The following is a 17,815-nucleotide window of genomic DNA, read 5'->3' on the forward strand; positions in this document are numbered from 1 at the left end:
CGGCCACGCCCCACGCACCATGGCCAGCCTCCGCAACCTCGCGATCACCCTGCTACGCCACGCAGGCTGGAACAACATCGCAGCCGGACTCCGACATCACGCCCGAGACCACAAACGCGTACTCAGCTTGCTTCTGGCCAAGTGAAAAGACGACTTTGCCGAGGCCCTGCGCAAGGCGCTCGATGTTCTCGAGCAAGAGGGCCTGATCGTGCGGCACGCAGGACTGCCTACGAAGGTGGCTGTGCGGCCTGCCCCGCGGTTCGTGGATGAGGCTGAGGCCACGGCCGGCGTATTCAAAGCGTTACGTGCCGGGGAGAAGCTGACCACCACTCCGTTCGCCGAGGCGCACGGCGTCGAGCTGGTCGACGTGACGTACGACCCGATCACCTACACCAGGGAACCGGCCAGCGCCGAGGACGCCCGCAGGCTGGGCGTGGAGCGCGGCACGAGACTGCTGCGGCGGCGCTGGGTGCAGTGCGTCATCGACCGGGAGACCGGCAAGGTGATCCCGAAGGAGATCCACGCCAGCGCGATTGTGCACAAGCTGGTCGCCGGAACCGCGTTCGTGAAGCCGGAGCTCCAGCCTGTTGCAGGTGGGACCGGCGCCGAACTGTGGGCGCTGGGCTACACCGGCCTGCGGGAGGCACGGACCGAGCGCATTGGCCGCCCGCCGAATGGGACCGAGCGCAACTACCTCCAGATGGAGACCGTTGACTGGGTCTGGGACACGGTGCGCACGTACGTGGATGAGGACGGCACCGCGATTGAGGTCAGCAGGACCATCGCGCCGATGGCGTCGACAGTCCTGCGCTCAAGAATCGACCTCAGTTGAGTTTGCCGGGGCACGCAGCGGTTACGACGGCCGGTGCGTCCGGGTGCAGCATGCCGCGCCGGATGTTGCGCAGGCGGCGCACCTGAAACCGGCTCGCGTCGTCCACGCAGCGCTCGTAGTAGGCGATCGTCGCATCGAGTTCGGCCAACTGCTCGGAGGCGGTCAGCGTCCGGCAGGGCAGTCGCTTCACAGTGGTAGCCATAGACACACGGTAGGTGACCTGGGATGCCAGGACAACAGGTGCCTGGTTACGATGTGGCCTCCTGGTGCCAGTCGAGCGAGGAGCACAGGGTGGCCGGATAGTCCCCTGTCGCTAGACGCACCTTCCGGGCGGTAACTGCTTGTGACCATGTAGGTCGGCGGTTCCTCGCCCCCGGAACGCAAGAAAGCCCCGCCCCCCTGGTTTCAGATCCCAGGGAGACGGGGCTTTCGCGTGACATCTCACAGTGAGTGCTCTCACTTGCGTTCGCGGGTGTTTACCTCCGCGTGACTGGGCAGGTGCACCCACAGGGCCGAACCCTTGTCCGGCTGGAGGTGCAGTTTTGTCCGGCCCTTGCCGTCCGGTGCGGCGGCCTTGATCTTGACCGCCTTGCCCGGACCGACGTACACCAGCAGGCCAATCCTGGCCCTGTCCGCCCTCATGCACGGACCCCGCTGTGATGGCGGTGATAGCACCTCACATGCCACCAGGTGTCGTCTGGCAGTACGTAGATGTGCCCCTCGCGAGTCGCCTCGCACGAGGCGTGATCTCGCTTGTCGCCGCGTCCCTTGCAGGACCCGTCCGGCGACCCGTCCGGGCCGCCGAGGAGGACGACGCGCCAGGATTCGTCCGGCTTGTCCGTCATCTTTGCTCCCTTCACCTTGTCTCCTGTCGGGTGACAGGACACCGCCCACAGAACCCTAGGGGATCCTGTGGGCGATGCTCACTCACCCGCTCTGTGAAACCTCCTGGTCGTCCTGGTCGAACTCACGGATTGCCGATCCCATCTCGGCAAGCACCGTGAGCAAGATGTCCGGGACATCGGTCCGCAGCTCGCCGTCGCGGCCGATGAACACGACCGATCCGGCGAGGAAGTCACCGGGCCAGCGTGTCCAGCCCAGCATCTCCGCTACCCCCGTCGCTCGACGGTTGACGGGTGACTGCTTCATCTTGCTGTCCTCGTCGGTGTAGCCCCACCAGCGCCCGCAGGACCTCGGGGCGTCCTCGGCCTGCCAGATGCGTTGGATCGTGATGGACCCGACGAACCGGTACGACTCTTCGATGTCGCGTTCGCGATCGATCCAGCGCACCTCCACCGGCTCGTCCTCGACGGCCGGCACTACGGCGATCCGTACCTTCCCGGTCATGCGGGCACCTCACGACGCATCTTGATCGCGACCGCGACCACTTCCGTCGCCGAGGTGTTGTCCGGCCAGCACAGGACGTTGTCCTGCACGTACCTCGTGGCCTGCTGCAACCGAACCGGAACCTCCCCACTGGAGTAGGGTCCGAACGTCTCCAGCACGCCACGAGCGCCACCGCGGTCAGGGTGTCCCTTGCCCTCGATGACGATGACGTACGGCTTCTTGCTCTCTTCCATTCGTTGCTCCCTTCAAGTCCTGCCAGATGGTGACAGGGCAACGCCCACGGGCCACGGGGGACCATGGGCGATGCTCACTCACCCCTGTGCTTGCCGCAGTGTCACTGTCGTTGCGAAGTGCGCGCCGTCCTCGGTGAACGACTGCCCCTCGAACTTCACGCCGTAGCGCTCGACCGCCTCGGCCCACAGGCGCGAGCCGATGCCCTGGCGCTGATGGTCCGGACGAACCAGCAACGTCACGTTGCCTTTGTCCTCGTACGGCGGCATGTCGGCCGGGAAGTGGTTGAGGATGCCGACCAGCTCGCCGTCCGCGTTGCGGTACAGCAGGCAGTCGACGTACCCCAGGCCGTGCCCCGGCACATCGCCACGGAAGTAGCTGATGCCGGGGTCGCCGGTTCGGGGGTACTGCTGCGCCTGGCCTTGCCAGGAGAACATTCCGAACAGGGTGACGTAGAACTCCACGGTCACGGTTGCTCCCTTCACTCCGGGGTGATGAGCCCCGGTTTGCTGCCGAGTTGCAGCACACCGCGCAGGGATGGGCGATGACCCCACCCCTGCACGATGCTCCGTCACTCGACTAGGTCAGATCGACCCGCCGCGTCTCCGCGACCTTCACGCCGTCGACCTCCACGACTGTCGTGTCCGTTGCCTCTGGCTCCGATTTCTTGCCAGGAATCACCAGACAGATGTTGACGCACTTGTCGCCCAGGTCCAGCATCCACACTCGCACGCCGCGAGGGTCGCGCACACCGAGGATCGAGTACGTCCCGATCATGTCGGGGTGCTCGGGTGCGGGGTCCGGCCGGAACGTGTCGTCCCGGACGCACCACGCCTCGCTGTGTGCGGCCTCCGTGAACCGGATGCGCAACTGCCGCATCAAGTGCGGCACGACGGCCTTGAGCACGAGACCGGGCGACAGCGGGTGGTTGCCTTCCAGCGGCACCCACCGCGACTTTTCCGCCGCCTCGAAGAACTTCTCACGCAGATCCACCGGCATGTACTGTTCGATGCCTTCAATCCAGGTGATGTCGTCGTTGCTCATTACGGTTGCTCCCTTCACTTGCTGCCGAGTCGCAGCACAACCGCCAGGGACGTTACCGGCCCTGGCGGATGCTCCCCGCTACTCGACTACTCGTACCCCGCTGCCTTGAGCAAGGCGTCGGCCGCCTCGGACATCGAGGCGAACGTCGTTCTTGCGTCCGGCAACCATGTGCCGTCCGTCCGCTTGGCCCGCCAGCGGTAGCCCGCCTTGATCACCTCGCCCACCGGCGTACCGATGTCACCCCACGGACGGACGTTGTGATGTCCGGCCTTGTAGGTGAAGTAGCGGGGTTTCGTTTTCACGCCTCGGCCTCGGCGCGGATCTTGCCCACACCGTGGCCGCAGTCGTAGGCCATGGCCTCGTGGTCCAGGCACCAGCCGACTTGCGCTGCTGTGTACCGAGCCCACGAGTCCAACTGCGTACGATCCAGCCGACCGGTCCGACCGTTGAGCAGGACCCGAAAGCCCTGCACCAGTTGACCGATCCCCGGCGATCCCACCGCGCCATCAACCGGCCCGGTCTCGGGATCGTCCTGCGGGATGAGGCTCACGTACCCGTCGATGGACTGCGCCAGGTAGACGAGGGCGACCTCATACCCGCCGTCCGGCCACATCAGCGCCGCTGTGTGCGGTGCGTAGGTGCTGGACTGTTTGCTGGGTTTGAACGACTCCAACCTTTTCACTCTGCTCCCTTCACGCCAGCCTTGTGACTGACTCGGCGAGACGCCGAATCCCTTACCTCACGGGGGATTCGGCGTCTCACCGGGACGGTCACGAGGTAGGTGCTACGAGATCCGCCATGACTCGCCGGAGTAGATCCGGCTCGGTCTTGGACAGATGCACGTAGACCTCCAACGCGATGCCTGCCTCATTCGTCTCGTACCGGCGATTGACCCTCGCCAGTTCGGCGATGTCATCCCAGACCGACGTGTCGGCGGTAACGCTTTTCTTCTGTCGTGCCACTTGAACTCCTCTCAACTGCCGGTCGGTTGCCGGACATCTTGTTGCGCTAGGCAATGACTGAGTCCGACCGGCCGCGGACGGCCGGCCGGACGCAGCCGGGGAAGCGGGACTACAGGACGACACCCGAGCGAGTCACCACGAACACCCGGCCCTTGTACTCGATCGACCACCTGACACCGGCCGCCTTCCCGCACCGAGTGCGGTAGGGCTTTGCCTGCTGTAGTTGGGCGAACGAGCGGATTTCCCACGGATCGGTGAACGTGTTCACCACCGCGAAATCCAGGCCGTCAGCGATCGCTTGGCGACTGCCTCGGATGGCTGCCTCTGCGACAAGCAACGCACCCTCGCAGTCTGGAGCCACGCAGCGCCGATGATCGCCCATGTCATGCCGGTGGTCGATCTCGCCCAGACAGAAGCTGTCTGGTGGATCGCCCGGACACGAGTCGGGCCAACGATCGGGCTCGCGGCAGAAACCGCAGGGCACTTGCTCTGGCAGTGCCATCCCTGCTCCCTTCTCTCCCGACGAACCTCGCCGGGAGCACCTGCCCTAGCGGGCAACCCCCCACCACATCCCTACCCCCGTTGGAAGGGATGTGGCGCGGGCAACGCGCTAGCGCTTCACTGTCAGTCGACCCGCTCGGCGTCCTGGGCGGTCCATTCGTCGTCCCAGTCGCCGGTCCTGTCGGTGTTCCGCCATGCCTCCCGAACGTCGTCATTACCCACGTTCTGCATGGCGTCTTCGGCGTCGGTGCCCATGGCCCTCACTGTGACTCGCACAGTGGTGGGGACATCGACCTCGACCTCGTACACGAACTGACGACGTGCCAGGCCGTGGTTGGCCATGAAGTCATCGAAGTCCCCGCAGTAGCCGTGTTTGTTCGCGGCATCGTGCGCGTCCGAGGTGAGCTGATCCTTCCACTCCTCGTGCTCACGGACGATCTCCTGTGTACGCAGGCGTTCGTCCCGCAGCATGTCGGCGTGATGCCGGTAGAAGCTGCGCACGAGTTCCTGGATGACTGGACTGACGTTCTCGGACCACCGCGCGGCGGCCCCGCCGTCCCAGCCGTACCAGTCAGAACCCGCAGGGGTCCACACGGTGAGGCCGGTAGCGGATCGCTCGGTGACAACTCCCTGTGTGAGCTGGTTGTCACTGCTGCGCCGCCCCGAAACCACAGTGCCCGGACGGTAGGCCGCCGCGAGGTCTGCGACCCCACGGTTGACCTCGCGCCCATCGGGCAAGCGCACCACCGCGAGGTTGTCCTCACGGTTGAGACGCAGCCACTCGACCTCTCGGGCGAGACTGATTGACCAGCGGGGATTCTCGAAGCTGACAGTGCTCTCATTGCTCGTCGTGATCGTCACGACTGCTCCCTTCGGTTACCGGGGTGATGAATCCCGGTGGCCTGCTCCGTGCAGGTTGTCCCGCCGCCATGATTCGCGATTCACGAATCATGGCGACCGGGCGAGCGGCACGGAACCGCTACAGATACTCGGCTGGATCGCCGTCGAACACCGCCGAGTCGAACAACGCCATTACGTTGGCCTGCCCGCGCTCGTCGTTCGGCCGTGGGCCGACATCGCCGCAGTTTGGACAGCCACGGCCGGCGACCACGAGATGGAACCACGCTTGGACGTCCTCGCTGTTCTCGATCGACGCAGGCACAGGGCCGTGATCGTCGGAGCAGACGCGCCGTCCGCCGCGTGTGTGCTGGCAGTTCCCCTTAGAGCCGTGCCAGGGCTGACCCTTCAGTTGCCAGCTTCCATCGCTGAACTTGACGATGTTCTCCCCGCAGTCCACGCACTCGGTCCAGATGAGGTCGTGGCGCAGGTAGTGCCCCTCCCACGGTTCCCCGCAGTGGGCACAGTTGACATCCGCCATTTTGTTGCTCCCTTCAACCTTTCCCCGGCTGATGAAACCGGGGTGCCCTGGTGGGCAACCCACACCCTCGGAATCCCGAGGGCCGGGCAACGCACCAGGTCACCTATAAAGGCTCCCCACACTCCTCACAGTTGGTGGCGGCAGGCATGACCCCGCACCCGCAGTGCGGGCAGGCCGTCAAGGCTGGACCACCGTCATGATGACGATTCCGAACTTGTCCCGGTAGTACTGCTGCCAGGCATCTTGAATCGCGTCGATCGCGGCAACCCTGCCGAGACGGAACGTGATGCTGTCGGTGAAGATCTTCTGGCCGAAGTGGTACACGTCGTCGTCGGAGAACAGGTCTCCCACGTCCGGCTTGCACCTGACCAGAGTGTCGATCACGCCCCAGGCGTAGTACATGGCCTGGTCTAGACGGTGGTTGCACCAGGCAACAGATTCCCGGTCTAGCTCGGTGATCCGATCGTCAATGAACATGGTTTGCTCCCTTCACAGGCCGGATGATGAGTCCGGCCGCCCAACCATTGGGCAGAGAGCGAGCACAGTCAGAGCCCTACGGCCGGCCGCGATTGGCTCGGTCTTACGGGGGTGGTAACTGCGCTCGACTCAACCGAATGGTGAAGAGAGAGCACTCACTGTTGAGATGTCAAGGCACCTAGAACCGCGTGAGCCTGCCGTGTTGTCCCTGGTGTGACTGGCGATCGTTCCCGTTGCCCTGGTGGGCAGTCTGCAAGCGTCAGGGCGATGAAACCGCCATGCTCGCATCCGGTGACCGCCTGTCGTCCCTGGTGAGCCGTTGCATGGGCTGCTGTGGCCCTGGGCAGCGTCGGGGAGCGTGTTACCTCCCTAGCTGGCCAGGAATGCGCCACAGCCGCGCGTGAGGCGCGGGCGGACAGGCTGTGCGGTTGTGAAGGTTCGATCCGGCACCGACCCCCTCCGCTAGGAGGGATTCGGGCGGAAGCCCGATCCTATCACCCACCGTCACCCAGCGGGTGAGAATGCCCTCCCCACGCTTGCAGACCCCGGCGTGTCGGGACTTGACAAGATCCCCGGGAAACCGATTTCCAGAAGGTCTTTTCGCAGACCTTTTGCCATAAACCGAACAAGTGTGCGAATGGAGGGCGCGTGGCCGAATCTGATGTCATCGATCGCCTCAACGACTTGCTGTCTGGCATGGCGGCCGAACTGACGCCGGATGATGCCGATGAGCCCTGCCCGGAGCCCAAGAACCCGATCCTCACGGAATGGGTGCTGATCGCCAACGTCCAGGACCTCGACAATGGGGTGAATCGCGGCGTGCTGCTGTATGCGCCGCACATGCTTTTCAGCCATGTCGTCGGATTGCTTGCCGTCAGCAACCGATGGGCGACCGGTGACTGACTTGTGGGATGCCGTCCCGGAGGCCGGTAGCGGGCATGACCTCGAACCAGGCTGGCTGGGCTGGGTCAGCGACGAACGCCCAATCGGCCCGGACGGTACCTGGCTGCCTTCGGCCGGCCTTTGCGAGTGGGTGCGCGAAGAGACCGACCACGTCCTGCTGGGCTTCTCGGCGGGCAAGGACTCGATCGCTACCTGGCACAGGCTTTTGGAGTACTGGCCTGCCGAGAACATCCACCCGTATCACCTCTACCTGAGCCCGCATATCGGGTTCGTCAACCGGTCGCTGGACTACTACGAACGCGAGTTCAACCGGCCGATCGTGCGCCTCCCCAACCGCTCCGTGTTCCGCTTCCTCAACGATGGCGTGTTCCAGCCGCCGAGCAACCTCCCGGTGATCTGGGGCGCGAACTTCCCGGACTTCAGCTACCCGGACATCTACGAACTGCTGACCGAGGATCTGGGCCTGGAGGAGGAGATGCCCTGGGTGGCGCATGGGGTGCGCGCCGCGGACTCGCCCATGCGTCGGATGCTGCTGAACAAGCACGGACCCTGGCGGCCGAATGAGCGGGTGTTCTACCCGATCCACGACTACTACGTAGCCGATGTGCGCCGCGTGCTGACCGAGACCGGGACAAAGCTGCCGGTCGACTACCGCCTGTTCGGCCGATCGTTCGACGGACTGGACCACCGATTCACCAAGCCGATCCACGACACCTTCCCCGAGGACTACCGCGCCCTGGAGGCCCTGTATCCCCTTGTGGGGTTGGATTCCTGGCGGCGCGGAGAGAGCGAGCCGCCCGATGAGCGATCCTGACTTCGATGTCGTGGGCTACAACCCCGACGACGTGATCGGCTACGGCGAGACCGAGGCCAGCGAGGCAGCGGACTCCGACCTGGCCAGCGCCGTGCCGCGCCCCCTCGAAGGTATCGAGTACATCGCCAACCTGGAGGCGGACGCCGCCGCCGAGTTGGATGCCGTGCAGCAGGGCTTCCGCGACCGCAAGGAACGCGAGGCCGAGCGGATGGAGTTGGCGACCAACTCCGACTACTGGCTTTGCGTGTGCTTCGCCACTCAGGCACAGCGCGATGCGTTCCTGGCGGCCACGAACTGGCGCGACCTCGGAACGCGCTACCTCGACGGGCGCGAAATCGCCCGCAGGCAAGGGATCGAGCTGCCGCCCGATCCGGTCTGGCCCAACGCTCGACGGGACACAACGTGGGACTCCTACGCGATGACCGTTGAGGAAAACCAATCCATCAACTGACGAGAGGAGGGACAGCCATGACTGAGGCACAGCGTCGCCGCATCCTCACCCGCGCCCGCAGCGCCGGGTACACCGGAGCGGACAACCTGGGCAACGTGTTCGCCTGGGCCAACTCGGCCAGCGCACCGTCTCGTGTCAACCCGCTCCGCGCGGGCCAGCGCCGGACGATGACCAGCATCGCCAATTCGCTGTCCGGCTCGCAGTAGGTAGTCCGCTCCGGTAGCGAACCCCGGAGCGGCTTGCAGGGGAAGCGGCACCGGCCCCCAGACCCCCCACACCCCGTGTGACTGTTGGGGGTCGGTGCCACCGGCAACAACTCAAGAGAGGAGGGTCACCATGGGAAAGCGAGGACCCGCCAAGGAGCCAACCGCGTTGACCCTACTCAAGGGCGTCACGGACAAGCGCGTGCTGAACCTGGATGAGCCGAAGGTCCCTGAGACCCCGGTATCCCTGCCTCCCTGGGCCGAGGGCGACGACGAATGGCAAACCCGCTGGCGTCAGGTGTTCACGTTCTCGCTGTCACAGTGGCCATGGGTCCGCGCAGCCGATGAGCAGATGTTCCACCAGTACTGCACGGCCGTGGTCGACGCCGAGCGTCTGGGCCGAGCCCTGCTCCGCTCGCCGCTGCTGGAGCGCGACCCGAAGGACGGCGGCCCGAAGGCGCTCACCGTCCGGCGCGAGTGGCAGGCCGCCCTCAAGACCGCGCAGAGCCTCGCACAGCAGTTCGGCGGCACCAGCTCGTCGCGCACGTCGCTCAAGGCCACCATGCTCCAGGACGAGGGCGTAGGGGCTGAGGCGGGCGCTGATGCCCTCTTCGGCTGACCTGCCCGTCTGCCACGAAACATGGACCGAGGCGCAGCATCGCAAGTGGGCGAAGCTGCCGCTGTGTGAGGCCCGAGGGGAGCACCGCTGCGAGCCCCGCGCCCTACACGCCGTGCTGTTCTTCAACACGGCGCTGGTGCACACCAAGGGGCGCTGGGCTCGCAGACCGTTCGTGCTCACCGACTGGCAGCGCGCCGACATCGTGGAACCGCTGTTCGGCGATGTCCGGTGGAACACCGAGGCCCAGTGCTACGTCCGCCGCTTCTCGATGGGCTGGATCGAGCTGGGCCGGAAGAATGGCAAGTCCGAGCTGCTGGCCGGGATCGCGCTCTACCTGCTGATCATGGACGGCGAGGAAGGCGCGGAAATCTACGGCGCGGCCCGCGACCGCGACCAGGCCCGCATCGTCTGGGATGTCGCCGACCGGATGTGCGCACTGTCGCCGGTCCTCCAGCGCAACGCCGGGAAGATCGGCCTCAAGACGATGAGCAGCACAAAGCGCATCGTCGTGGCCAGCAGCGGTTCCTTCTACACGACCGTCGCGCGGGACGCGCTGGGCAACCTGGGCCAGAACCCGCATGCGATCTTGTTCGATGAGGTGATCGCCCAGCCAGACGGCCGGCTGTGGAACTCGATGCGTACGGCCATGGGTGCGCGGCTCCAGCCGTTGATGGTCGCCGCGACCACCGCGGGCGATGACCTGTCGTCGTTCGCCCATGCCGAGCACGTCGAGTGCGTGAAGATCCAGGACGACCCCGACCGGGCGCGGCACCGGTTCGTGTACCTGCGCAACCTGCCCATGGATGCCGACCCGTGGGACGAAAGCCTGTGGCACTTCGCGAACCCGGCCCTGGGTGACTACCTGTCGTTGGATGCCCTGCGCCAGGAGGCCGCCGAGGCCAAGAACGACCCGAGCAAAGAGAACGCCTTCCGTCAGTTCCGCCTGAACCAGTGGGTGAAGCAGTCCACCCGATGGATGCCGATGCACCACTACAACGACTGCACGGGGGACATCTGGCTGACGCCGGACTACGGCATGCCTGCACTCAAGGGCAAGCCCTGCTGGGTCGGGCTCGACTTGTCGGCGCGCCATGACCTGACCTCGTGCGCGGCGTACTTCCCCGACACCGGGGACATGGTGTGGCGGCACTGGATTCCTGAGGACACGCTCGGGCAGTTGGACGAGGCAACCAACGAGCTGGCATCGCAGTGGGTGAAGGCTGGATGGCTGACCCTGCATGAGGGCGCGGTCATCGACTTCAAGGCCCTGTGCGACGACATCGCCGCCTGGCTCAAGCCGTACAAGGTCCGCGAGGTCACCTATGACAAGTGGTCCGGTGAGTATGTCCGCCAGGAGCTGGCCACCCTCATGGGCCGCGTCCCGATGGTCGCCAACGAACCGTCGTTCCTCGGCATGACCGGCCCCATGAATGCGCTGATGTCCGCGACCGTCGAACAGACCTGGATGCACCACGCCAACCCCGTTGCCGCCTGGTGCTTCGACAACGTCGAGATCAAGCGGGGCGTGGACAACCCCGACCTGATCAAGCCCGTGAAGCCCCCGCGCAACACCGGAGGCAAGCGGATCGATGCCGTGATCCCGGCCGCACTCGCGGTCGGCGCGTACACCACACGAGGCCAACTGACGCAGAAACGGCGCGTCGGCTACGGCTTCCACTGACCCCCTGAGGAGGTGGCTCCGTGGCCGAACAGGCAACGGCCGGCGCTCGGCTCGAAGATGACGAGGCAATCGCCACCGCCAAGGCCATGGCCAAGGAGCTGGCCGACCTCCGGCCGGAGCTCCAGCAGTACGACGACTACTACGCAGGCATCCAGGCGATGCCGACCGAGCCCCGCAGGCTCACGCAGAAGCACAAGGATCTGCTGGCCATGGCCGTGTCCAACTGGACCCGCCTGGTGGTCGATGTGGTCAATGAGCGACTGGTTGTCGGCGGCATCAAGTCGAGCAGCGATGAGGACCTGGACGAGGCGGCCTGGGAGTTCTGGCAGGCCAACAACATGGACTTTCACCAGTCCGCGGTACACCTGGCCGCCCTCAAGTTCGGCTACACCTACACCAGCGTCTGGCCGCGCGAGAACCTGCCGCCACGGATCAACGGCGAGTCCCCGTTGCAGGTCCACGTCCGCCGCGATGAGATCACCGGCGAGCCGACCGAGGCCGTCAAGGTGTGGGAGTCGCTGCGGTCGCCCCGGCACCTGTACGTGTCGCTGTACCGGCCCGAAGGCGTCTACCGGTTCCGCTCGGCGCAGGCGCTGGAGGTACTGGACAAGTACCCGGTGACCGCGCCCATGTCCGTCGACCTGGCGCAGATCGACATTGCCCCGCGCGAGCCTGACGACGACGGCGGGCCGTTCCTGCCCAACCCCATGGGCGTCGTCCCGTTCGTGTGGATGCCGACACAGCCCGACCTTGAGGGCGGCACCAGCTCGGAGATTCAGGGCGTCATCCCGATCCAAGACCGGATCAACCGGACCAACTTCCACCGCCTGCTGACGCAGGAGTTCCACGCCTTCCCGCAGCGCTGGGTAACCGGCATCGATGTCGAGGTGGACGAGGACGGCAACCCCATCTCGCCGTTCGATTCCGAGGTCGACCGGCTGTGGACCGCACTGTCGGCGGAGACCCGTTTCGGCCAGTTCGATGCCTCCAGCCCGAGCGGGTTTCTCGAGGCGAACCGCGAGGACATCCAGGCACTGGCCACCCAGAGCCGCACGCCGCCGCACTACCTCACCGCTGGCATGGGCAACTTCCCGTCCGGCGAGTCGGTGCGCGCGACGGAGTACGGCCTGTCGCGGAAGGTCGGAAACCGGCGCCAGACCTATGGCGAGGCGTGGGCCGACACCATCCGCCTGTGCGCCCGCGCAGCGGGCAACCAGGCCCTCGCAGACGACATGAAGATCGCCGTTCTGTGGGAGGACGTGGAGGCCCGCAGCGAGGGCGAGATCGTGGATGCCCTGCTCAAGATGGCGACTCTCGGCGTACCGCGCCGGGTGCTGTGGGAGCGCTGGGGAGCCAGCCCACAGGAGGCCGCGAAGTGGGAAGAGATGCTGGCCGAGGAGACCGCCAACGAGGCGGGGCTCGGCCTGGCGATCGGTCAGGGCACCCGCGCCGTCCCGACTGAGGGAGCGCCCGAGCAGACGGCCGGAGAGGAGTGAGCGAGGCCGGGGACGCCTGGCGGAAGGTGATCCGCAACGCCGCCGTCCTGGCCACCGCAGTCCTGTCCCGCGACTGGGTCGACCTCCGGCCCCAGTACATCTTGGATGACTGGTGGGACGACCTGGAGAACACCGCCACCGCCGACGTGCAGGACGTAGCGACCACCGCCCGCGCACAGACCGTGCTGTGGTTCATCGATCTCCTGCTGGGCCATGGGCTCGGCGTGGACATGCGCGCCGCCGTACTGCTGAAGAACCGGCCGCAGCTCGCGACCACCCTCTACGAGGCGGGGCCGATGCACGCCGCCGCGCTGATGGACAGCGGCATGGACCCGGCGCTGGCGATGCGCAAGGGGTTCGACCGGCTCGCGCTTGCTGCTGGCAACCACATGGACCGCGTGTCCAAGGATGAGCTACAGCGGCTGATGGGCCAGAACTACACGGTCCTCCAGGGCTACCGCCGAGAAGCCAAGCCCGATTCCTGCGGGTTCTGCCGCCGCCTGGCCGCCCGCACCAACCCAAAGCTGACCGGCTCGGTGATCTTCAACGTCACCGAGAAATGGGCCAAGCCGCATCCGAACTGTCGGTGCGTGCTGCTACCGCAGCCCATCTACCGAGCCCGCCGCACCATGGCCCGCGATGAGCTGGCGCAGGTGCGGGAGTTGAAGCGCGACCTACAGGCACAGCGAGACGCCGCCCTGGCGGCCCTCGCCGAGCGCCACGACCTGGCCGCGTAACCCACCGCCCCGCTGAGGGGCATGACAGAAGGACAGCCGATGTCCGAAGCACCCGCCAACGGACCCGCCGAGGGTCAACAGCAAGGCCAGCAGGAAGGCCAGCAGCCCGCCGAGGGCCAGCAGACCGAAGCAACCACCCCACCGCCCGAAGACGACCTGGCCAAGGCCAAGCGTCAGGCGCGGCACTGGGAGTCCGAAGCCAAGAAGCGTGACAAGGCACTTGCCGACGCCACGACTCGGCTCTCGGCCCTGGAGGAGCAGCACAAGTCCGCCGAGGACAAGGCGCTCGACCAGGCGCGCAAGGAAGGCACCGACAAGGCCAACACCGAGTGGTCCGCCAAGTACCGCACGCTCGCGGTGCGCTCTGCGGCTGTCTCGATGCTGTCCGGCGTCGTGACTGCGCCCGACCTCGCGCTCCCTCACCTGGACCTGTCCGCGATCGACGTTGCGGACGACGGAACGGTAGATGCCGACGCCCTCAAGGCGCAGGTGGAAGCGGTGCTGGAGAAGTACCCCGTTCTCGCGGTTGATGCCGATGGCAACCAACCGCCCCACCCGCATGCCGACCTCGGCCCCCGTAAGACTCCACCCGCGCAAAAGAGCGTGAGTGACCAGCTTCGGGAGGCGCTGAGGCCCCGGCGATGAGCCCTTCAAGGAGGGATCGTGCCCACCTCGTACGTCTCCCGCGCGGATGCCGCCGCGCTGATCATCGAACAGCGGTCTGAGGAGATCATCCAGGCCGCCGCTCAGGCATCCGTTGCCCTGAGCGCCTTCCGGCGTGTCAACGTCGGTACGTCGGTGCTTCGCTACAAGATCCTCGACACCCTGCCGAACGCCCAGTGGCTGTCGGTCCCGCCGGGCGAGGACATCGACCTGGCGAAGAAGCCGACCACCACCATGTCCTGGGACGACGCCACCGTAGGCGTCGAAGAGGCCGCGACCATCGTCGTCCTGCCTGAGAACGTCCTGGACGACTCGACCATCGACCTGTGGGGCGAGGTCCGCACCCGCGCGGTCGAGGCCATCGGCCGCCTGATCGACTCCACGGTCTTCTTCGGCAAGGCCCCGGACGGCTCGGCTGTCCCGGCCGGGTTCCCGGTCGGCGGCCTGGTCGGCATGGCCAAGGCCAAGGGCAACGTCTACGAGTCCACCGACGACATCGTCATGGACTGGGCGAACACCATGGAGCTGGTCGAAGACGACGGCTACGACGTGCAGCGCGCGTTCGCCGGTCCGTCGCTCAAGGGCACCTTCCGGACCGCGACCAACCAGCAGGGTCAGCCGATCCTTGCGAACAGCTTCACGCAGGACAACGCCGTTGCGCCGTTCGGTGTCCCGGTCTCCTACGTGAACCGCGGAATCTGGGACAGCACTGGGGCCGATGGCGCGCTGGCGCTCATGGGTGACCCCAACCTCGCGTGGATCGTCATGCGTCAGGACATCACCGTCAAGATGCTCGACCAGGCCACCGTGGGCGACATCAACCTCGCCGAGCAGGACGCCCTCGCCATGCGACTCAAGATCCGCATGGGCTGGACCGTCGTCGCGCCGAAGATGCCCGGCGCTCCCGCTGACGCCTTCCCGTTCAGCGTTCTCGGCCCGAACCTGCCGTAGTCCATCCACAACCTGGACTTAGCTCGGAGCTAAGTCCAGGTTGCTGACCCCCGGAGGTCGCCGTGCTCGAAGTCACGATCGAGGACTACGAGACGATCACCGGCACTCAGGTGCCTGCGGCAACAGAGCCGATGGTCCAGGCCAGGTTGGGAGTGATCGCAACCCTGGTCTGGGCCTACCTCGGCACGCAGGCCGAAGCCATCGACGCGGCCTACCACAACGTGTTGGTCTACCTGACCGTCATGAAGGCATTCCGCGCCGATGCGGTGCCGGTCGGCATCCGGTCGGAGTCGGTCGGCTCGACCAGCGTCAGCTACGCCGACGGGTTCGGCGATCCGCTCACTCTCACAGTGGATGAGCGGGCCGTGCTCGATGGTCTGCTCGGACGGCCGGCCAGGCGGACGGTTGCCTCAGTCATCGTTCGGCTGGGGTGAGCGATGAGCTACCTGGACCGTCGTCTCAACCGGCCATGCACCGTCCACACCCGTTACCCCGCAGGCCGTGACGCTCACGGCAACGTGGAGTACGCCGAGGACAGCTACCCGAGCCGGTGTTACTGCCAGATCCAAGCCCGCATGGAATCGCCCGATGGCCGCTCGTCGGATGACATCTACCTGGTGTTGCTTCCGGCAAGCGATGTGCTCGCGCACAAGCCCCCGGCCGATCCCACCGAGGAGGCGACGCTCGATGCCTTCTCGTGGCTGGAGGTCGATGAGGTCGGCCGCCTGGAGGTCGATGGTGACCCGGCGTTCTGGCGGAACCTGTCCAGCAATGGGCGGGCCGTTCACCACGTCGAAGTGATCGGACGGAGGTCGTCCACGTCATGAGGTTTTCCGTTGACCACAAGGGCATTGCGGCGATGAAGCGTGAGCCGTTCATGCATGTTTCGATCCAGGCGGCAGCCGAGGTGGTCGCCGAGACCATCCCGGCCCTGGCGCCGCACCGATCCGGCCACTACGACGCATCGATCGATGCCGTGCACATGGGGTACGCCGATGCGCGAGCCCGCGTCTATGTCCGCGACTTCAAGTGGAACTGGATCGAGTTCGGAGCTGGACCCTCGCCGGTCCGTGGCGGGCGCACCTTCCCGGCCCGTGGCCCGATGCGCCGCGCGTGCATCGTCTGCGGTCTGCGGTTCGTCCCTGCCGCTCGGGGTGTCGCGTGAGCACGTACGCCGAGGTTGATGTCGAGGGCCTGATCAGCAAGTACCTGCGCGCCGTTCCGGCCATCGTCGCGGCTACGGCCGGCCGCGTCTACACCGACCTGCCCAACGACCGGGCCTACCCGCTGGTGCTCGTGCAGCGCAGCGGCGGACCGCCCGTTAGTGGCTTCGGCCTGGCCAATGCCGCCCTCACGGTCACCGTGTACGGCATTCGGCACGTCGATGCCCAGCAACTCACTGCATCAGTCCTGGCAGCCCTTCTGGACCTGCCAGGGGCGTACGACGAGGGCTACGTCACGAACGTGGTTCCCAACTCGACCGCCTACTCACCGGATTCGGACTCCCCGGATTCGGCGGGACATGCACGGCCTCGCTACGTCAGCGAGATCACCGTGACTTGCCATCCCTGAGAGGAGCCACACAGTCATGCCTACCCTCGACACTAAGCCGGTCGTGGGGGCCGGTGGCGGCATCTACGTCGCCCCCTGGCCCACCGACGCACCGGACAACTTCGCGGCCACCGCAGCCGCCCCCTGGTCCTACCTCGGGCTCATCTCCGACGACGGCGTGAACTACACGCCGCTGGACGAGGAGACCGAGGACATGAACGTCTGGCAGATGGCGTTCCCCTGGGACGTCGTCACCACCGGCCAGGCGTCCAGCATCAGCGCCGCCCTGGCGCAGTGGAACCGCCACACCGTGGAGTTCATGTTCGGCGGCGGCACCTGGGACGACACCGAGGCCGCAACCACGATCTTCACCCCGCCCGCCATGGGCGAGACCGAGGACTACGCGGTGTTCCTCAAGATCCGCACCAGCTCCGCGCACGACGTAGGTGTGTTCTACCGGCGCGCCAAGGTCACCGAGCGCGAGGACACGACGTTCAACAAGTCGGAGATGTCCACGCTCGGCGTCACCATCACCATGCTCGGAACCGAGGGCGAGGCTCCGCAGCTTCTGTACTTCGACAAGGCCGGAATGGTGGTTGGTCCGTAGTGCGCATCGACCTCAACGCACGCCGCGCACAGGTCCGTGAGGCCAAGGGCGAGAGCGTAGAAATCGCCGTGGATGACCAGGTGCTGCATGCGCCGGTCGAGATGCCCGTCATGTTCGCGCAGTACGCCGCGAACATGGACATTCCCGCTGCCGCCAGGGAGCTGTTCGGCGACGAGGGGGCGCAGATCTTCTTGCGGTCCCGGCCGTCGATGCAGGACCTGGAAGCGATCATGAAGGAGGCGTACGGAATCGACATGGGGGAAGCTTCGGGGCCGCCGCCCTACTTGAAGCCCTTCCCGGCCATGTAGAGGCCGACCTCCAGCGGTTCTACAGCGTCGATATCCGCGACGTTTGGGCGGGCAGGGTG

Annotated in this window: 31 protein-coding genes; 17 read left to right on the plus strand and 14 right to left on the minus strand. The window is 66.2% G+C overall.

Annotation, left to right across the window (positions count from 1 at the left end):
• The first annotated feature begins 235 nt into the window (after positions 1-235).
• Positions 236-832 (plus strand): hypothetical protein, encoded by a 597-nt coding sequence (locus tag E1261_RS31615; RefSeq protein WP_132413038.1) that lies wholly within the window; start codon positions 236-238, stop codon positions 830-832.
• On the opposite strand, the gene E1261_RS31620 is transcribed toward E1261_RS31615, so the two are convergent.
• The 14 genes from E1261_RS31620 to E1261_RS31685 all read right to left on the minus strand — a co-directional run bounded on the left by E1261_RS31620 (position 825) and on the right by E1261_RS31685 (position 6,772).
• Positions 825-1,034 (minus strand): hypothetical protein, encoded by a 210-nt coding sequence (locus E1261_RS31620; protein ID WP_132413040.1) that lies wholly within the window; start codon positions 1,032-1,034, stop codon positions 825-827. The genes E1261_RS31615 and E1261_RS31620 overlap by 8 nt on opposite strands.
• Positions 1,035-1,288: 254 nt before the next feature.
• Complete coding sequence (locus E1261_RS31625; protein WP_132413042.1) at positions 1,289-1,474, minus strand: hypothetical protein; 186 nt, start codon at positions 1,472-1,474, stop codon at positions 1,289-1,291.
• The gene (locus E1261_RS31630; protein ID WP_132413044.1) at positions 1,471-1,677 is read right to left on the minus strand and encodes a hypothetical protein; all 207 of its coding nucleotides are present in this window, start codon (positions 1,675-1,677) and stop codon (positions 1,471-1,473) included. Before E1261_RS31630 ends, E1261_RS31625 begins: the two co-directional genes overlap by 4 nt.
• 82 nt (positions 1,678-1,759) lie before the next feature.
• On the minus strand, positions 1,760-2,179 hold the full coding sequence (locus tag E1261_RS31635) for a hypothetical protein (protein WP_132413046.1): 420 nt from the start codon (positions 2,177-2,179) through the stop codon (positions 1,760-1,762).
• Positions 2,176-2,412 carry a hypothetical protein gene (locus E1261_RS31640; RefSeq protein ID WP_132413048.1) on the minus strand — a complete coding sequence of 79 codons (237 nt, stop codon included), beginning with the start codon at positions 2,410-2,412 and terminating at the stop codon, positions 2,176-2,178. Before E1261_RS31640 ends, E1261_RS31635 begins: the two co-directional genes overlap by 4 nt.
• 78 nt (positions 2,413-2,490) lie before the next feature.
• Positions 2,491-2,880, minus strand: a complete 390-nt coding sequence (locus E1261_RS31645; RefSeq protein ID WP_132413050.1) for a GNAT family N-acetyltransferase — start codon at positions 2,878-2,880, stop codon at positions 2,491-2,493.
• A gap of 109 nt (positions 2,881-2,989) precedes the next feature.
• On the minus strand, positions 2,990-3,454 hold the full coding sequence (locus E1261_RS31650) for a hypothetical protein (protein WP_132413052.1): 465 nt from the start codon (positions 3,452-3,454) through the stop codon (positions 2,990-2,992).
• 86 nt (positions 3,455-3,540) lie between these two features.
• Entirely contained in the window at positions 3,541-3,756 is a 216-nt protein-coding gene (locus E1261_RS31655) for a hypothetical protein (protein WP_132413054.1), read from the minus strand.
• The gene (locus E1261_RS31660; protein WP_132413056.1) at positions 3,753-4,136 is read right to left on the minus strand and encodes a hypothetical protein; all 384 of its coding nucleotides are present in this window, start codon (positions 4,134-4,136) and stop codon (positions 3,753-3,755) included. The genes E1261_RS31655 and E1261_RS31660 overlap by 4 nt, the downstream gene beginning before the upstream one ends.
• Before the next feature lie 88 nt (positions 4,137-4,224).
• On the minus strand, positions 4,225-4,416 hold the full coding sequence (locus E1261_RS31665; RefSeq protein WP_132413058.1) for a hypothetical protein: 192 nt from the start codon (positions 4,414-4,416) through the stop codon (positions 4,225-4,227).
• 109 nt (positions 4,417-4,525) lie between these two features.
• Positions 4,526-4,918 (minus strand): hypothetical protein, encoded by a 393-nt coding sequence (locus E1261_RS31670; RefSeq protein ID WP_132413059.1) that lies wholly within the window; start codon positions 4,916-4,918, stop codon positions 4,526-4,528.
• A 122-nt stretch (positions 4,919-5,040) separates the two neighbouring features.
• Positions 5,041-5,778: a hypothetical protein gene (locus tag E1261_RS31675; RefSeq protein WP_132413061.1), complete on the minus strand. Its 738-nt coding sequence runs from the start codon at positions 5,776-5,778 to the stop codon at positions 5,041-5,043.
• A 118-nt stretch (positions 5,779-5,896) separates the two neighbouring features.
• Entirely contained in the window at positions 5,897-6,295 is a 399-nt protein-coding gene (locus E1261_RS31680; RefSeq protein ID WP_132413063.1) for a hypothetical protein, read from the minus strand.
• Between the two features lie 177 nt (positions 6,296-6,472).
• The gene (locus E1261_RS31685) at positions 6,473-6,772 is read right to left on the minus strand and encodes a hypothetical protein (RefSeq protein WP_132413065.1); all 300 of its coding nucleotides are present in this window, start codon (positions 6,770-6,772) and stop codon (positions 6,473-6,475) included.
• 648 nt (positions 6,773-7,420) lie between these two features.
• On the opposite strand from E1261_RS31685, the gene E1261_RS31690 reads away from it, so the two are divergent.
• From E1261_RS31690 to E1261_RS31760, 16 genes are all read left to right on the plus strand, one after another.
• Positions 7,421-7,675, plus strand: coding sequence for a hypothetical protein (locus E1261_RS31690; RefSeq protein ID WP_132413067.1), 255 nt, complete (start codon positions 7,421-7,423; stop codon positions 7,673-7,675).
• Positions 7,668-8,489, plus strand: coding sequence for an adenine nucleotide alpha hydrolase family protein (locus E1261_RS31695; protein WP_132413069.1), 822 nt, complete (start codon positions 7,668-7,670; stop codon positions 8,487-8,489). Before E1261_RS31690 ends, E1261_RS31695 begins: the two co-directional genes overlap by 8 nt.
• Positions 8,476-8,940 carry a hypothetical protein gene (locus tag E1261_RS31700; protein ID WP_132413071.1) on the plus strand — a complete coding sequence of 155 codons (465 nt, stop codon included), beginning with the start codon at positions 8,476-8,478 and terminating at the stop codon, positions 8,938-8,940. The genes E1261_RS31695 and E1261_RS31700 overlap by 14 nt, the downstream gene beginning before the upstream one ends.
• A 17-nt stretch (positions 8,941-8,957) precedes the next feature.
• Complete coding sequence (locus E1261_RS31705) at positions 8,958-9,146, plus strand: hypothetical protein (protein ID WP_132413073.1); 189 nt, start codon at positions 8,958-8,960, stop codon at positions 9,144-9,146.
• Between the two features lie 130 nt (positions 9,147-9,276).
• Positions 9,277-9,762 carry a P27 family phage terminase small subunit gene (locus tag E1261_RS31710; RefSeq protein ID WP_132413075.1) on the plus strand — a complete coding sequence of 162 codons (486 nt, stop codon included), beginning with the start codon at positions 9,277-9,279 and terminating at the stop codon, positions 9,760-9,762.
• Entirely contained in the window at positions 9,746-11,443 is a 1,698-nt protein-coding gene (locus E1261_RS31715; RefSeq protein ID WP_132413077.1) for a terminase large subunit, read from the plus strand. The genes E1261_RS31710 and E1261_RS31715 overlap by 17 nt, the downstream gene beginning before the upstream one ends.
• 20 nt (positions 11,444-11,463) lie before the next feature.
• Positions 11,464-12,939, plus strand: coding sequence for a phage portal protein (locus E1261_RS31720; protein WP_132413079.1), 1,476 nt, complete (start codon positions 11,464-11,466; stop codon positions 12,937-12,939).
• Positions 12,936-13,676: a hypothetical protein gene (locus E1261_RS31725; RefSeq protein WP_132413081.1), complete on the plus strand. Its 741-nt coding sequence runs from the start codon at positions 12,936-12,938 to the stop codon at positions 13,674-13,676. The genes E1261_RS31720 and E1261_RS31725 overlap by 4 nt, the downstream gene beginning before the upstream one ends.
• Positions 13,677-13,715: 39 nt before the next feature.
• Positions 13,716-14,321: a hypothetical protein gene (locus E1261_RS31730; RefSeq protein ID WP_132413083.1), complete on the plus strand. Its 606-nt coding sequence runs from the start codon at positions 13,716-13,718 to the stop codon at positions 14,319-14,321.
• Between the two features lie 18 nt (positions 14,322-14,339).
• Positions 14,340-15,290 (plus strand): phage major capsid protein, encoded by a 951-nt coding sequence (locus E1261_RS31735; protein WP_165952721.1) that lies wholly within the window; start codon positions 14,340-14,342, stop codon positions 15,288-15,290.
• Between the two features lie 62 nt (positions 15,291-15,352).
• Complete coding sequence (locus E1261_RS31740; protein ID WP_132413087.1) at positions 15,353-15,724, plus strand: hypothetical protein; 372 nt, start codon at positions 15,353-15,355, stop codon at positions 15,722-15,724.
• Positions 15,725-15,865: 141 nt separating this feature from the next.
• Positions 15,866-16,117, plus strand: coding sequence for a hypothetical protein (locus tag E1261_RS46555; RefSeq protein ID WP_238176553.1), 252 nt, complete (start codon positions 15,866-15,868; stop codon positions 16,115-16,117).
• Positions 16,114-16,455: a hypothetical protein gene (locus E1261_RS45530; protein ID WP_165952722.1), complete on the plus strand. Its 342-nt coding sequence runs from the start codon at positions 16,114-16,116 to the stop codon at positions 16,453-16,455. Before E1261_RS46555 ends, E1261_RS45530 begins: the two co-directional genes overlap by 4 nt.
• Positions 16,452-16,862 (plus strand): tail completion protein gp17, encoded by a 411-nt coding sequence (gene gp17, locus E1261_RS31750; RefSeq protein ID WP_165952723.1) that lies wholly within the window; start codon positions 16,452-16,454, stop codon positions 16,860-16,862. Before E1261_RS45530 ends, gp17 begins: the two co-directional genes overlap by 4 nt.
• A 16-nt stretch (positions 16,863-16,878) precedes the next feature.
• Positions 16,879-17,448 (plus strand): phage tail tube protein, encoded by a 570-nt coding sequence (locus E1261_RS31755; RefSeq protein ID WP_132413093.1) that lies wholly within the window; start codon positions 16,879-16,881, stop codon positions 17,446-17,448.
• The gene (locus tag E1261_RS31760; RefSeq protein ID WP_132413095.1) at positions 17,448-17,756 is read left to right on the plus strand and encodes a hypothetical protein; all 309 of its coding nucleotides are present in this window, start codon (positions 17,448-17,450) and stop codon (positions 17,754-17,756) included. Before E1261_RS31755 ends, E1261_RS31760 begins: the two co-directional genes overlap by 1 nt.
• The last annotated feature ends 59 nt before the right edge of the window (positions 17,757-17,815 follow it).

Origin of the sequence: Kribbella albertanoniae (genome assembly GCF_004348455.1) — a bacterium.
Taxonomy (GTDB): Bacteria; Actinomycetota; Actinomycetes; order Propionibacteriales; family Kribbellaceae; genus Kribbella; species Kribbella albertanoniae.

Excerpts from the sequence above, each read along its gene's own strand:
- E1261_RS31635 (WP_132413046.1), bottom strand. The coding sequence starts at position 2,179 with ATGACCGGGAAGGTACGGATCGCCGTAGTGCCGGCCGTCGAGGACGAG.
- E1261_RS31630 (WP_132413044.1), bottom strand. The coding sequence starts at position 1,677 with ATGACGGACAAGCCGGACGAATCCTGGCGCGTCGTCCTCCTCGGCGGC.
- E1261_RS31685 (WP_132413065.1), bottom strand. The coding sequence starts at position 6,772 with ATGTTCATTGACGATCGGATCACCGAGCTAGACCGGGAATCTGTTGCC.
- E1261_RS31755 (WP_132413093.1), top strand. The coding sequence starts at position 16,879 with ATGCCTACCCTCGACACTAAGCCGGTCGTGGGGGCCGGTGGCGGCATC.
- E1261_RS31620 (WP_132413040.1), bottom strand. The coding sequence starts at position 1,034 with ATGGCTACCACTGTGAAGCGACTGCCCTGCCGGACGCTGACCGCCTCC.
- E1261_RS31700 (WP_132413071.1), top strand. The coding sequence starts at position 8,476 with ATGAGCGATCCTGACTTCGATGTCGTGGGCTACAACCCCGACGACGTG.
- E1261_RS31710 (WP_132413075.1), top strand. The coding sequence starts at position 9,277 with ATGGGAAAGCGAGGACCCGCCAAGGAGCCAACCGCGTTGACCCTACTC.
- E1261_RS31650 (WP_132413052.1), bottom strand. The coding sequence starts at position 3,454 with ATGAGCAACGACGACATCACCTGGATTGAAGGCATCGAACAGTACATG.
- E1261_RS31705 (WP_132413073.1), top strand. The coding sequence starts at position 8,958 with ATGACTGAGGCACAGCGTCGCCGCATCCTCACCCGCGCCCGCAGCGCC.
- E1261_RS45530 (WP_165952722.1), top strand. The coding sequence starts at position 16,114 with ATGAGGTTTTCCGTTGACCACAAGGGCATTGCGGCGATGAAGCGTGAG.
- E1261_RS31680 (WP_132413063.1), bottom strand. The coding sequence starts at position 6,295 with ATGGCGGATGTCAACTGTGCCCACTGCGGGGAACCGTGGGAGGGGCAC.
- E1261_RS31730 (WP_132413083.1), top strand. The coding sequence starts at position 13,716 with ATGTCCGAAGCACCCGCCAACGGACCCGCCGAGGGTCAACAGCAAGGC.
- E1261_RS46555 (WP_238176553.1), top strand. The coding sequence starts at position 15,866 with ATGGAATCGCCCGATGGCCGCTCGTCGGATGACATCTACCTGGTGTTG.
- E1261_RS31625 (WP_132413042.1), bottom strand. The coding sequence starts at position 1,474 with ATGAGGGCGGACAGGGCCAGGATTGGCCTGCTGGTGTACGTCGGTCCG.
- E1261_RS31670 (WP_132413059.1), bottom strand. The coding sequence starts at position 4,918 with ATGGCACTGCCAGAGCAAGTGCCCTGCGGTTTCTGCCGCGAGCCCGAT.
- E1261_RS31640 (WP_132413048.1), bottom strand. The coding sequence starts at position 2,412 with ATGGAAGAGAGCAAGAAGCCGTACGTCATCGTCATCGAGGGCAAGGGA.
- E1261_RS31715 (WP_132413077.1), top strand. The coding sequence starts at position 9,746 with ATGCCCTCTTCGGCTGACCTGCCCGTCTGCCACGAAACATGGACCGAG.